Below are 13,726 nucleotides of genomic sequence, written 5' to 3' on the forward strand. Positions count from 1 at the left end.
CGTTTTCCTCAAGCTGCGGTCGGGCTTGGGATACGCGGCAGGTTTTCGGCCAGAAAGCGCCAGTCTTCGCGCTCGCTTTCGCCTTCATGCCGCTTACCGAAGAACTGGATGATCATCTTGCCGTCGGCGCCATAGACTTCGAGCGACGTGACATAGCCGTCCTTGGTCGGCTTGCGCACGGCCCAGACCTCATCGATGTGGTCGGTCCGCAGGTGCAGATGGAAGGTCTCGTCGAGCACGTTGAGCCATGGTCCCATCGGCTTGATCGAGGCGACGGGGCCGGAATGGATCTGGATGCAGCCGCGATTGCCGACAAAGCACATGATCGGCATGGCGCCAGCAGCGGCGTGGTTGAGCATGGCGTTCACCGCATCCTTGTCGACCAGCCAGGCGTAGTCCTGGCCGACCATGCGCACCGCCTGTCGGCGGCTGATCTTCAGTGTCTTCAGCATGCCGAAGAACTGATGCACGTCGGTCAGCTGGCTCCAGCGGTCGCGCAGATCGTCGATGCTCGCCGGGTTGTCCGCAGTCTCGGTCTCGTCGGCCGTGCCCGCTGAAATCGCCACCGGCGGCTCCTGGTTCGGCGATTCCAGCCCGGCCACCAGTTTCTGATAGGCGTAAAGGTTGGAGGCTGGCCTGAGATGCACCTTGTGTACCGCCTCGCCTGCGGTATCGAAGAACTGCAGGCTGCGGCGGATGTCGGCGCCATCGCGCTTTTCCACGGCAAAGCCGTGCGCCCAGACTTTTGGGAAAATGCGCAGGTCGATATTCTCACCGAGCACCATGGCATTGTGATTGCCGGTGACGACCTTGTCGTAGACGCCGATCTTCTCGTGCACCGCGCTTTCGTTGCGGGTCAGCGCCATCACCTCACCGACAGCTTCGAGGCCAGTCAAAAGGTCGTTGACACGCGGCTCGACGCGCACGACGCCGTCGCCGCAATGCGCGGCGACCAGTTCGGCCTCCGAAATACCGAGCTGGGCGGCGAGGTCGCGCTCGCGCATTTTCGGATTGTCTGCCCGTGCCCGCCGGATCTCGTGTGGGGCGGGTTTTACGCGCTGGTCCATTTCTACCACCTACTTGTTGAGGATGAGCTTGCCCTGCCGGGTGATCTTCAGCCGGTACAGCGCACCATGATGCTCGATGCCGATCTCGTGCTCCCCCTGGAACAGCGTGTTGCTGGACAGCGTTCTCACGGCCGATTGGACCCGGTCGAAACGGACGGAATTTTCGTCGGAACGGCGGACGCGATAGCGAAAGTCGCTGGGATTGTGCGTGTTCATGGGTTCGATCCCTTTCCTGTGCCTGGCATCTGGCTCGGCGCCTGCGTGAAATGCCGATTCAATTCTTGACTCGAATAATCATGTTATCTAGCAGTGCAATACCGGAGTAAATGAGTCAACATTTAAGACGCCGGACGCGATGAAAAATGCCAGCGAGCCCCAAGCCAGCCAGCATCGAACATGGATTCTTGGAGTTGCAGCATGGGGTTGGCGAATTGGGGACGGCTGGCGGGCAGCGGCCTGACACATTGTTCTATGACAAGCAAAATGGCCGCGTTGCTGGCCGGCGCGGCGGCGATCCCGCTGCTCGCAACACCGGCCGGCGCCCAGCAGGCCGCCCAACCGGCAGCCGACCAGCAGCAGACTGACCCGTCTCAACAGCCCGAAAAGGTAAAGCCGGCCCCGGCGGGTACCACACTGCTCGACAAGATCCTGATCCTCAGCCGTACCGGCGAGACGGCGATCGAGTCGCTTGCTTCAGCCAGCCATGTCGACGAGGAACAGCTCGAGCGCCGCATGGCGACGACGCCCAACGAAATGCTGTTCGGTGTGCCGGGTGTCGCCGTCCAGGCCGACGCAAGGCGTGTCAGTTCCAGCATCAACATCCGCGGCCTGCAGGATTTCGGCCGCGTCTCCGTCATCGTCGACGGTGCCCGCCAGAATTTCCAGCGCTCGGATCACGGTACGCAATCGACCTTCTACATCGATCCCGAATTGATCAAATCCGTCGATGTGATCCGCGGCCCGGTCGCCAACACCTATGGCTCCGGGGCGATCGGCGGCGTCGTATTTTTCGACACCAAGGATGCGCAGGATTTCCTCAAGCCGGACGAGACCTGGGCGGTATCCGCAACTGGGCGCTACGAAACCAACGGCAAAGGCTGGACCACCAGCGCCACCGGCGCCTATCGGATCAACGAGAACTGGGACGTGCTCGGCAATATCGTCTACCGCGACTATGACGACTACAAGCATGGCGGCGGCGACACTGTAGCGGGCACCGGCTTCGACGTCTTGAGCGGCCTCCTCAAGACGACCATCCGCCCCAGCGAAAACAGCGAGCTGAAGCTGGGCTGGATCGGCTCGAACGACGGATGGACCGAGACCAGCGGCAGCGCGCCGGTGAACGACGCCGACCTGAAGGCGAATACCTTCACGGCCCGCTACAACATCACCGACGAAGACAAGAGCTGGCTCGACCTCCACATCAACGCGTCCTACAACAAGACCAAGCTCGATCTGACGACCCTTGTGGCGCAAAACCGGTTTGATCCGGTCACCGGTCTGCCCGTGGTTTTGCCGGCGGGTTCGAAATCGACGTTCGACATCGGCACCTCCGGCATCGACATTTGGAACACGTCGAGATTCGAGACCGTTGGAATCGCGCATGAGCTGACCTATGGCGGCGACTGGGTTGGCGACGATGTCGAGACAGGCGGCACGGCGGGCGGCGACAGCTTCTATACGCCCTCGGGCAACAGGAACGTCTCCGGCGCTTACGTTCAGGACAAGCTCACCTGGGACTGGCTCGAGGTCATCGCCGGGCTTCGTTACGACAGCTACAAGCTCCACAGTGATGTCGGCGAAACCTCTGGCGACCGGCTGTCGCCACGCATCACAGTGGGCATTTCGCCCTTCGAGAGCGCCAACCTTTCCGGGCTGCAATTTTACGGCACCTACGCTGAAGGCTATCGTTCTCCGTCGCTGTCGGAGACCCTGATCAGCGGCAACCATCCAGCCGGCGTCAGCTTCCCGTTCCTCCCCAATCCCAATCTCAAGCCCGAAACCGGCAAGACGGTGGAGTTTGGCGTCAATTACAGCACCAACGGCGTCATCGAGGCTGATGACGCGCTGCGGCTGAAGGCGGCCTATTTCAACAACAATGTTGACGATTACATCGATGGCGTAACGCTATCGCCGTTCGACCCGACCAGCGGCTGCCCGTTCGGTCCGGGCATACCGATCTGCTTCCAGTATCAGAATTTCGCCAAGGCCAAGATTCACGGCTTCGAGATGGAGGGCGTCTATGATGCCGCCTGGGGCTTTGCCGGGCTTTCGGCGTCGTTCACCGACGGCCACACGATTTCCTATGAAGGCGAACGGGCGGACCTTGTCACCGTCCCCTCCTCACAGATCACCGGGCAACTCGGCTTTCGCTTCCTCGAGGACAGGCTGACCATCGGTGGCGAGGTGCAATACAACGGCAAGCCGCAGGGCAACCCGGTGGCCAAGGACTATACGCTGGTCAATGCCTTCGCCAGCTACCAGGCGACCGACAATTTCGAGGTCGATTTCCGCGCCGACAATCTGTTCGATGTCAAATACGCCAACCCGCTGAACGCATCGACAACGAGTGTCGTCTACGAGCCCGGCGTCACCCTGAAGCTGGCAGCGACCATGAGGTTTGGAGGCTGACGATGAGGCAAGCCGTGACAGCATCCCTTCGTCTGTTCGCCGCGGCGCTGGCTATGTCGCTTGTCGCGGCTCCGGCGTGGACACAACAGCAAGCACCGGCGCTGATCCTCGAGCTCAACGGCGCGCAGCCTTCCGACAAGGGCTGCCGCCTGACCTTCGTGGTCACCAACAATCTCGGCGCCGGTCTTTCCAAGGCGGCGTTCGAGATCGCGCTGTTCAACGAGGCCGGCGTCGTCGACCGGCTGACCGTGCTCGATTTCAAGGAGCTGCCGGCAGGCAAGACCAAGGTGACGCGTTTCGACCTTGCCGGCACCGATTGCGGCAAGATCAGCCGCGTGTTGATCAACAGCGCCACGGAATGCGCCGGCGCCGAGCCGAATGCCTGCATGCGCGGGCTGAAGACGCAGACCAGGACCGGCATCGCCTTCGGGGTCTGAATTTGGGACTGGAACCCGCATTCGCGCGAAACACCGTGGCGTGGCCACTAGCCGGTTTCCTGCCGCCGGAGCCGGACGATCCGGATTTCGCCATCCCGCGCGGGGCGCTGCGTGTTTCGCCGCGCGACAGGCCGGAAGACAGTTACATCGCCGATGTCGACGGCGACTTGACTGCGGTACCTGTGGAGCCATTGCGGCAGGCACGACAGACGCGGCGGCGCCGCAACTGGACGGTGGCGATCGCCTGCTCTTGCGCATTCCACGTGGCGGTGGCGCTGGCCTTCCTCACGCTGCCAGACGACCGGCCAAGCATCGAAGGTGCCGACCAGCAAGGCGAAATGCTGCTCGGCGCCGACCCGCAGCAGGCGGCCGGCGATGTCGGAGACGATCCGGAAGTGGCCAACGTGACGATGGTGACCATGCTCGACGCCAAGCCGGTCGAAACGGTCGAGGCGCAGGCGGCCGCGGCGGAAGAGACGCTCCAGCCGGTCACCGATCCGGCGGAGACATCGGACAAAGAAGTGGTTGAGCCGGTCAACGAGGCCGCCACGGAAACCGCTGCCGTTGCCGACCGGACCGAGCCTGCGCAACCTGTCCAGCCGGCGCGCCAGGACCCGTCGCCCGACATTCTTGCGACAGACAGGCTGGTCCCCGCCGACGACAATGCCGTGCCGCCGCCAGTCGGTGCGGTCGAAACGGCCGAGCCTGCCGAGACGGCACCAGCCGACCCGGCGCCGGCCGAAACGGTTGAGACGGCCGAGACCGTCGTCGCGGCGGAAGAACCGAGGCCGGACAAGCCTGAGCCCAGGCAGCCGAAGAAGGCAACCGCAAAGAGCAAGCCGGCCGGGAAGGTCGAACCAAACGAGCCTGAAAAGCCGGCCCTGCGCAAGAAGGCGGGCAAGGCTGCGGCCAAAGCCGACACCAAGAAGAAAAAAGCCGGCTCCGGCGGCCGTGACGAAACGGATGTCGCGCGCGGCATGGCCGACGCCAGGAAGGACGGCAAGATCCTGACCGCCAGCAGGGGCGGCAAATCAGGCATCGGCAATGCAGCCGTCACGAACTATCCCGGCAAGATCAGGTCAAAACTGGTGCGGGCCTTCAATTCGACACGCACGCGCGCCACCGGCACAGCTACGGTTGCCTTTACCGTCGGCTCGAACGGCAGCGTCCGGTCGGCCAGGCTGACGGGCAGTTCGGGTGTTGCCGCGCTGGACAAGGCCGCACTCGACGCAGTCCGCCGGGCTTCTCCGTTTCCCCCTATTCCGGAAGGAGCCGGTCGCTCGGCCTGGCAGTTCGAGGTGCCGCTCGGTATCAGGTAGCGACCGTCCCCATGCCGGCACCAAAGTTGGCGCCGCCCTGCCCGCGACACGCGAGCCCTGGCGAAACCCTCAGGCCGCGGCCAGCAGGCTGGCATTGCCGCCCGCCGCCGTGGTGTCGACGCAGACTGCGCGCTCGTGGGCGTAGGCGGCCGGATAATAGACTTCGCTGATCAGCGGCACGATCGGGCCGGCGCGCTCGGCGATGACCTTGCGCACGATGCGCGCGGCCTCGGGCGTGCCGGAAAAGGCCACGACATCGACCCGCAGCGAGCGCGCTTCGACCGGGTCCGGCCGGCCGTCGATCGCCGCCAGCGGCAGGCCCTTGCCGGTCAGCGCTGATAGCGCCGCCGGCGCGCCGGGTGCGACGGCGAGCACGGCATTGCCGGCGGCCAGCGCCTGGATCGTCTGCGCAAGCAGCGTATCCGCGTCGGGACCCAGACACAGCACGCGCCCGCGCGGCGACAGCGACAGCGTGTTGGCCTCGCCGGTCGGCCCGGGCAGGTCGACCTGGCCGAAATCGATGCCGGCGGCAGTGCCGATAGCCGCGGCACCCTTGCCGCGCAGATGTTTCCTCAGGATGGCGACGCGATCCGGCCGCGTCGACCAGCCGCCAAAGGCCGGGTCCGGCAGATTGTCGGCGAGCTCGGTCGCCGTCACCTTGCGGCCTTCGGCAAGATGGGTGCCGGCTTCCGGCCCCTTGCGGAAGCGCCGGAGATAATGTGGCCCGCCGGCCTTCGGCCCGGTGCCGGAAAGGCCCTCGCCGCCGAACGGCTGCGCGCCGACGACGGCGCCGATCTGGTTGCGGTTGACGTAGATGTTGCCGGCATGGATGCCATCGACGAAATGCTGGGCGCGGCCTTCGATGCGGGTGTGCAGGCCAAAGGTCAGGCCATAGCCTTTGCGGTTGATCGCAGCGATCACCGCATCGATCTCGTCGGCATCGAAGGTGGCGACATGCAGCACCGGCCCGAACACCTCGCGCTCCAACTCCTCGATGCCCTTGACTCGAAAGACGTGCGGCGCAACGAAGCGGCCGTCCTTCGGCGCTTCGAGCTTGGCGATCAGCCGGCCCTGCAGGCCCATTTTGGTGCAATAGTCACGGATCGACGCTTGCGCCTCGTCATCGATGACCGGGCCGACATCGGTCGATATCCGCCACGGGTCGCCGAGGCTGAGCGCTTCCATCGCGCCTTTCAGCATCTCAAGCATCTTCTTCTCGACGTCCTTCTGCACGTAGAGAATGCGCAATGCCGAGCAGCGCTGGCCGGCGCTCTGGAAGGCGGAGGCCAGGATATCGCGCACCGCCTGTTCGGGAAGTGCTGTGGAATCGACAATCATGGCGTTGAGGCCGCCGGTCTCGGCAATCAGCATGGCGTCGGGCGCGGCGGTGTCGGCTAGCTGCTTTTCGATCAGCTTGGCGACCTCGGTCGAGCCGGTGAAGCAGACGCCGGCAATGCGCGGATCGGCGGTCAGCGGGCCGCCGACCGTGGGGCCGTCGCCGGGCAGAAGCTGGATGATGTCTTCCGGCACGCCGGCCTCGCGCAGCAGCTGGACAGCGCGGAAGGCGATCAGCGGCGTCTGTTCGGCTGGCTTGGCGATCACCGAATTGCCGGTGACGAGTGCCGCTGCAATCTGGCCGGTGAAGATGGCGAGCGGAAAATTCCACGGCGAGATGCAGGCGATGGCGCCGCGCGCCTCGGTGCCCGCCTCGGCATTGGCGGCCTCGGCCGCATAGTAGCGCAGGAAATCGACCGCCTCGCGCACCTCGGCAACGCCGTCGGCGAGCGACTTGCCGGCTTCGCGGGCGGCGAGCGCAAAGAACTCGACGGCGTTCGCCTCGTAGAGATCGGCCGCCCGGTTGAGGATGGCAGCGCGCTCGGCGACCGGGCGTCTTGCCCATGCCGGTTGTGCCTCCACCGCAATGCGTACCGCGGTCTCGACCTGCTTGGCGCCGGCCTCGCTCACCGTGCCGACCACTTCGGAAGGTTTTGCCGGATTGACCACCGGACGCTGCTTGCCGTAGCCGGCGGCGCGGCTGACCGGCTTGGCGTGCCAGCGCTCCGGCCCGGCGAACTCGGCCCTGGCCTTGTCGATCGCCGCCAGCGTCGGCGTGTCGGTGATATCGAAGCCCTTGGAATTGCGGCGGGCCGCACCGAAGATCGCCGGCGGGCGGGGGATAGCCGGATTGGCGGCGGGACCCTGTTTCTCGACGGTTTCGAGCGGGTCGCGAGCAATATCCTCGGGCTCGACTTCCTCGTCGGTGAGCTGGTGGACAAAGGAGGAATTGGCGCCGTTCTCCAGCAGCCGGCGGACCAGATAGGCGAGCAGGTCGGAATGCGCGCCGACCGGCGCATAGATGCGGCAGCGCGTGCCTTCGGTCCGCCGCACCGTCTCATGCAGCGCCTCGCCCATGCCATGCAGCCGCTGGAACTCGAATGTATCGCGCTCCGTCGTCATCGACAGAATCGCGGCGACGGTGTGGGCGTTGTGGGTGGCGAATTGCGGATAGATGCGGTCGGTCATCGACAAAAGCTTCTTCGCGCAGGCCAGGTAGGAGACGTCGGTGTTGGCTTTGCGGGTAAAAACCGGATAGCCGTCGAGCCCGAGCGTCTGAGCCCGCTTGATCTCGGTGTCCCAATAAGCGCCCTTGACCAGCCGCACCATGATGGTGCGATCGTATTTCTTCGCCAGCGCATAGAGCCAGTCGATGGTGAAGGCCGCGCGCGGACCGTAGGCCTGGACGACGACGCCAAAGCCGTTCCAGCCGGCAAGCTCCGGCTCGGCCAGTACCCGTTCGATGACGTCGAGCGACAGGTCGAGGCGGTCGGCCTCCTCGGCGTCGATGTTGAGGCCCATGCGCGAATGGCGCGCCGCCAGCGCCAGCGACAGCAGCCGCTCGGCCATGACGGGCAGCATCTTTTCCTTCTGCGTGACTTCATAGCGCGGATGCAGCGCCGAAAGCTTGACCGAGATGCCGTGGTTCTGGCGGATGTCGGGGCCGTTGGCGCCGGCATCGAGCGAAGAGATGGCATCGGCATAGGCCTTGAGGTAGCGCAGCGCGTCGGCCTCGGTGCGGGCCGCCTCGCCCAGCATGTCGAAAGAATAGAGATAGCCCTTCTGCGTCATCGGCCGGCCGCGCCTGACCGCCTCGGCAATGGCGCGGCCGAGCACGAACTGCTCGCCCATCTCGCGCATCGCCGCCGCAACCGCCTTGCGGATGACCGGCTCGCCGAGCCGGCGCACCATGGCGCGCAGCGTGCCTTCGATGCCGCCCTCGCCTTCGTCGAGCACGCGGCCGGTCAGCATCAGCGCCCAGGTCGACGCATTGATGAAGATCGAGCTCGAGCCGCCCGAATGCGCCGACCAGTCGTGCGGCGCGATCTTATCGGCGATGAGGTCGTCCATCGTCTCGGTGTCGGGCACGCGCAGCAGCGCCTCGGCCAGGCACATCAGCGCCACGCCCTCCTTGGTCGAGAGGCCATAGGCGGACAGGAAGACCTCCATCAGCCGCGGATCGGACGAGCCGCGCACCGCCCGCACTAGATCGGCGGCGCGGGCCGAGATCGCCTTGCGGTCTTGCGCGGACAGCCCGGCCGCCTCGGCCAGCCGCTTCACGGCCTGGTCTTCGTCGGGCAAATAATTGGCGCGGATCTGCTGGCGGATGGTGTCGAGCGCTGGCATGGCGGTCCTGTAGAGCGAGCATAAGGGAGCGGGCCGGCGGTCACCGGACCGAATGGCGCAAGCTAACATAAGTAGGGATTGCAGTCGGTCCAAAGAAGTCGACAGAACAGATCGATCGATCTATCATTAGGACCGATCACCTCCAATTCGACCAGGAATCCAGTGACAGAAGACCAATTGGACCGGATCGACAGGAACATCCTGTCGGCTCTGGGCAGCAATGGCCGGCTTTCCATGTCGGAACTGGCGGCGAAAGTCGGCCTGTCGAAGACGCCGGTGCAGGCACGAGTCAAACGGCTGGAGAAGGACGGCTTCATCAGGGGCTACCAGGCGATCATCGACCGTGAGCGCATGGGCGAAGGCCATGTCGCCTTCGTCCAGGTGAAACTGTCCGACACCCGCTCGGCCGCGCTCGACGCCTTCAACCGCGCCGTGCAGGCGGTGCCGGAGATCGAGCAGTGCCACATGATGGCATCGAGCTTCGACTATCTGCTGAAGGTCCGCACCACCGACATCGCCGCCTACCGCCGCGTGCTCGGCGAGCGCATCTCCGCCCTGCCGCACGTAGCCCAGACCTCGACGTTTGTCGCGATGGAGACGGTGAAGGATCGGTGAGTATCTCTGCATACAGACAGATATCAGCGGTCGATCCAGCGCTGGCGACTAGCCTATCTCCACCATCCCTTCGTCATCCCAGGGCGGAGCAAGGAGCGAAGCGACGCGGCGCAGACCCTGGGATGACGAAGTGGAGAGATGTCTCAGCTAATCTCGAGGCTTTGTGATTGCCACCTTTTTAATTTGCTTCAAGTCGGGAAAGTCGAAATCTATCTTCACGTCCCGGCAAACCCAACCTCACTCCGCCAGCGTCTTCAGGAACGCCACCAGCGCCGCGCGCTCGCGGTCCGAAAGCTGCAGCGGGTGGACCTCCGACACACCCTCGACACTTGCCGGCGCCTTCGAATAATGCGCCACCACCTCGTCGAGCGAGGAAAACTGCCCGGCGTGCATGTAGGGCGGACGGGTGGCGGCACCGCGCAGCGACGGCGTCTTATAGGCGCGGACGAGTTCCGGCCCGGTCTTGACCATGAAGCGCAACTCGCGGCAGGCGCTGGCATCGCCGTCGCGAAAGGCGCCGAAACAGTTGAACGGATCGGCCTCGACCTGCGCCACCGCCTCGACGCGGCCGCGATCCGGCGGCAGGCCCGCGACCGGCGGCACGCCGGTGTTGTGGAAGCTGCCGTCGGTAAAACGCGGGCCGTTGTGGCAGGTCACGCAATTGGCCTTGCCGATGAACAATTTCAGGCCGAGGATTTCCTCCGACGAAAAGGCGGCGTCGCCTTTCGGCTCGGCGCCCGCAGCCAGGTCGAGGGCAAAGCGGTCGAAGCGTGTCTGCGGCGGCGCGATCGAGCGCTCGAAGGCGGCGATCGCCTTGCCGATATTGGCAAAGACGCGGTTGACCTCCTCGGCTTGGCTGGCGGGCATGGCGTTCCAGGCCGCCTTCTCGGCATCGGTGCCGAACGGGCCGGCATTGGCCGGCACGCCCGAAAGGTCCGGCAGCGGCCCGAAGATGCGCTCGTAGCGCTCGCCGAAGCGGGCCTTGATGTAATGCGCGAAGGCGGCGCGGTTGCCGGCCTGCTCCAGCGGATTTTCGAGCGGTGTCAGCGCTTGCGCCCACAGGCTGTCGCGCCGCCCGTCCCAGAAGAACCAGGGATCATGCGCGACGCCGGCCAACGGCATGGTACGACGGTTGGTGCGGCCGACGCCGACCGCTTGCGGCAGGTCGTCCTGGAACTGCCGGTCGATCTTGTGGCAGGTCGAGCACGATACCGTGCCGTCGCCGCTCATCCCTGTGTCGAAAAACAGCGTCGAGCCGAGTGCCGCGGCGGCCGGCATATCGGCGAAGCGATTGGTGGTATCGGGCTTCAGCGGCGGCAGCTTGGACAGGGCCAGCGAGGCGATGGTCTGCTTTTCGGCATCGGAAAACTCCGGTCTGCCGCAGCCGGCAAGTACGGCCACCATCAGCAACGCGAGAAGACTGGAAAACCGGCTCATCAGTGGCTCACAGCACCACGTTGAAGACGACAGTGTCCGAACCGGCCGCAGCGGAAATGGCAAAATGCAATTGCCACCAACCGCTCATCGTGAATTTCACGCCGTCGATGCGATAGCGCCCCGCGCCGAGGTAATCGGTCGCCTGCGGGCTGGTCGGCAGACCGTGCTTGTGCTGCGGCATGCCGCCGGAAATCGTTATCGCAGCACCTTCCACCGGCGCACCTTCGACGGTTTTCAGCGTCAGCAGCCAGGTTTCCAGTTCGCCCTGCCGGATGACGCCTTTCTCGGGCTCGAAAGTCGCCACGAACAGCTTGTTCGCCGTCGTCTTGGAACGGCCTACATCCGAGCTTGGTTGCGGTGCATGCGGCGCCGTCAGATAGACGATTGCCAGCACGCCGGCGAGCAAGGCAGCCAGGCCGAGGCCTCCAAGAAGATAACGCCATAACGATGCCAAACCCATTCCTGTTCTGCGGATAACGTTTCGCTGGGCAGATCGCGTCCCACGCCCCTGTGGGAAATCGCGCCCAGTGCAAGAATCCGCCGTTGCCAAGCATGGCGCTGCCGGTTGCAAAAAGCTACAGCACCGCAATTGCAGGGATGGAGGAGAACTTCATGGCAGGAAATGGCGTCGCCTCGATCGGCGAGTGCATGCTCGAGCTTTCGGGCCAGGCCGGGCCGAACTGGCGCATGGGCTTTGCCGGCGACACGTTCAACACTTTATGGGCGCTGCATGCCTTGAGCGGCGAGCGGCCGGCGACCTATGTGTCGGCCTTCGGCGACGACCCGTTCTCACGCGACCAGATCAAGTTCCTGGCCGAGAGCGGCATCGGCATCGGCGCCAGCCCGGTGATAGCGGGCGCCCGCCCGGGCCTCTATGCGATCACGCTGACCGGCGCCGAACGTTCTTTCACCTATTGGCGGGCCGATGCGGCCGCAAGGCAGTTGGCTTCGGACCCAGCCGCTTTGCAGAAAAGCCTTGAAAACCAGGCGCTTGTCTATTTTTCCGGTATAACTTTGGCAATCCTCGACGACGACGCACGCACGGTGCTGCTGATGGCCGTGGCCAAGGCGCGCGCGGCCGGCTCGCTGATTGCCTTCGACCCCAATTACCGGCCGCGGCTATGGCGCCAAAGCGAGGAAGCGCAGGCCGCGATCCTCGAGGCGCTCGCCGTCGCCGACATCGCGCTCCCGACCTTTCCCGACGAGCAGATGCTGTTTGGTGATACGACACCGCAGAAAACAGCTGAACGGCTGCGAAAGCTGGTCGGCGAAGTCGTCGTCAAGAACGGCGAGGAACCGGCGCTGATCGCGCAAAACGGAACCTTGCAATCGGTGCCGGCGGTACACGTCGCCACCCCGGTCGACACCACCGGCGCCGGCGACTCCTTCAACGGCGCCTATCTCGCCGCTCGCCTTGCCAGCGATGCCCCGGCAGAGGCGGTGCTGCGCGCCCATCGCGTCGCCGCCGCCGTCGTGCAGGTGCGCGGCGCCCTGGCGCCGTTCGAGACGCTCAAGGCTGCGTTCGAGGCAACTGCTATCTGACCTTGATGACGACCTTGCCCTTGGCGCGTCCTGTTTCGACATAGGCCAGAGCGTCATTGGTCGCTTCGAATGGAAAGACCCGATCCACAACCGGGCGGATCGCGCCGGCTTCGATGAGAGCGGTGATTTTGCTCAGCTGATCGCCCTGCGCCCACATGAAAAGGAACGAAAACTGCATGCCACGGCGCTTGGCTTTGGCCCGAATTCCGCGACTCAGGAAGCGCAGCACCAGCCTCAGCATCAAGTTCAGTCCCTTTTCCCTGGCAAATTCGGGATCCGGTGGACCGGAGATGGAGATGAGCTTGCCACCCGGTTTCAGCACGCTCAGGGATTCTTCCAGTGTCTTGGCGTCCTGGCTGTTCAAGACGACATCGTAGCCCGACAGAACTTTCTCGAAGTCGTCTTTCCTGTAGTCGACGACGACATCGGCGCCGAGACTTTTGACCAGATCGGCACTCGCCGCGCTCGCTGTTGTCGCAACGGTCGCGCCGAGGTGCTTGGCTAACTGAATAGCAAATGTCCCGACGCCGCCGGAACCAGCCTGAATGAAGACCTTCTGTCCCTTCTTCAGGTTTGCCCGTTCCATGAGCGTCTGCCAGGCGGTGAGACCGACCAGGGGAATCGACGCCGCCTCTTCCATACTGAGATTCTCGGGCTTCAAGGCTACGTCGGCCTCATTCACGGCAATGAATTCGGCGAATGTCCCAATCCGGCCGTCGCGCGGCCGCGCATAGACCTCGTCGCCGGCCTTGAACTTGCTGACTTTCGATCCCACGCGGATAACCTTCCCAGCCACGTCGTGGCCCAGGATGAAGGGGCGGCGGTAGGGCAGGATGAGCTTGAATTCTCCGGTTTTGACCTTGGAATCGAGCAGGTTCACCCCTGCGGCATGGACCTCGACCAAGACATCGCTGTCCTGGAGCTCCGGCTCCGGCATTTCGGCCAGCCGCAGGATGCCCTTTTTATTATACTTATCGACAACGAATGCCTTCATGGC

Annotated in this window: 11 protein-coding genes; 5 read left to right on the forward strand and 6 right to left on the reverse strand. The window is 64.5% G+C overall.

The genetic code is table 11. From position 1 onward, the window contains the following. Positions 1 to 8 precede the first annotated feature (8 nt). Together NKJ28_RS11310 and hemP are read right to left on the reverse strand one after the other, a co-directional pair. Entirely contained in the window at positions 9 to 1,067 is a 1,059-nt protein-coding gene (locus NKJ28_RS11310) for a hemin-degrading factor (protein WP_352635559.1), read from the reverse strand. Positions 1,068 to 1,076: 9 nt separating this feature from the next. Then, positions 1,077 to 1,283 carry a hemin uptake protein HemP gene (gene hemP / locus NKJ28_RS11315; protein ID WP_352451949.1) on the reverse strand — a complete coding sequence of 69 codons (207 nt, stop codon included), beginning with the start codon at positions 1,281 to 1,283 and terminating at the stop codon, positions 1,077 to 1,079. A gap of 201 nt (positions 1,284 to 1,484) precedes the next feature. Between hemP and NKJ28_RS11320 the strand changes: the two genes are divergently transcribed. Genes NKJ28_RS11320 through NKJ28_RS11330 form a run of 3 tightly spaced genes read left to right on the forward strand, consistent with a single transcriptional unit; the run spans position 1,485 to position 5,454 of the window. Beyond that, positions 1,485 to 3,698, forward strand: a complete 2,214-nt coding sequence (locus NKJ28_RS11320; protein WP_502898238.1) for a TonB-dependent hemoglobin/transferrin/lactoferrin family receptor — start codon at positions 1,485 to 1,487, stop codon at positions 3,696 to 3,698. A gap of 2 nt (positions 3,699 to 3,700) precedes the next feature. Next, positions 3,701 to 4,135, forward strand: a complete 435-nt coding sequence (locus NKJ28_RS11325; protein ID WP_502898237.1) for a hypothetical protein — start codon at positions 3,701 to 3,703, stop codon at positions 4,133 to 4,135. A gap of 35 nt (positions 4,136 to 4,170) precedes the next feature. After that, positions 4,171 to 5,454 (forward strand): energy transducer TonB family protein, encoded by a 1,284-nt coding sequence (locus NKJ28_RS11330; protein WP_352635563.1) that lies wholly within the window; start codon positions 4,171 to 4,173, stop codon positions 5,452 to 5,454. Between the two features lie 69 nt (positions 5,455 to 5,523). Here the strand turns inward: NKJ28_RS11330 and putA are convergent, their stop codons facing one another. Beyond that, positions 5,524 to 9,135 (reverse strand): bifunctional proline dehydrogenase/L-glutamate gamma-semialdehyde dehydrogenase PutA, encoded by a 3,612-nt coding sequence (putA, locus tag NKJ28_RS11335; RefSeq protein WP_352635565.1) that lies wholly within the window; start codon positions 9,133 to 9,135, stop codon positions 5,524 to 5,526. Positions 9,136 to 9,297: 162 nt separating this feature from the next. Between putA and NKJ28_RS11340 the strand changes: the two genes are divergently transcribed. Then, complete coding sequence (locus tag NKJ28_RS11340; protein WP_023676441.1) at positions 9,298 to 9,750, forward strand: Lrp/AsnC family transcriptional regulator; 453 nt, start codon at positions 9,298 to 9,300, stop codon at positions 9,748 to 9,750. 237 nt (positions 9,751 to 9,987) lie between these two features. Here the strand turns inward: NKJ28_RS11340 and NKJ28_RS11345 are convergent, their stop codons facing one another. Together NKJ28_RS11345 and NKJ28_RS11350 are read right to left on the reverse strand one after the other, a co-directional pair. Then, entirely contained in the window at positions 9,988 to 11,187 is a 1,200-nt protein-coding gene (locus tag NKJ28_RS11345; RefSeq protein ID WP_352635567.1) for a cytochrome-c peroxidase, read from the reverse strand. Positions 11,188 to 11,194: 7 nt separating this feature from the next. Further along, a complete protein-coding gene (locus NKJ28_RS11350) occupies positions 11,195 to 11,641 on the reverse strand; it encodes a FixH family protein (RefSeq protein WP_352635682.1) in 447 nt (148 codons plus the stop codon). Positions 11,642 to 11,799: 158 nt separating this feature from the next. Between NKJ28_RS11350 and NKJ28_RS11355 the strand changes: the two genes are divergently transcribed. Next, on the forward strand, positions 11,800 to 12,729 hold the full coding sequence (locus NKJ28_RS11355; RefSeq protein WP_352635569.1) for a sugar kinase: 930 nt from the start codon (positions 11,800 to 11,802) through the stop codon (positions 12,727 to 12,729). Here the strand turns inward: NKJ28_RS11355 and NKJ28_RS11360 are convergent. Further along, entirely contained in the window at positions 12,722 to 13,723 is a 1,002-nt protein-coding gene (locus tag NKJ28_RS11360; protein WP_352635684.1) for an NADP-dependent oxidoreductase, read from the reverse strand. The genes NKJ28_RS11355 and NKJ28_RS11360 overlap by 8 nt on opposite strands. Positions 13,724 to 13,726 lie beyond the last annotated feature (3 nt).

The sequence above is a fragment of the Mesorhizobium sp. M0145 genome (genome assembly GCF_040322355.1).
Lineage (GTDB): Bacteria > Pseudomonadota > Alphaproteobacteria > Rhizobiales > Rhizobiaceae > Mesorhizobium.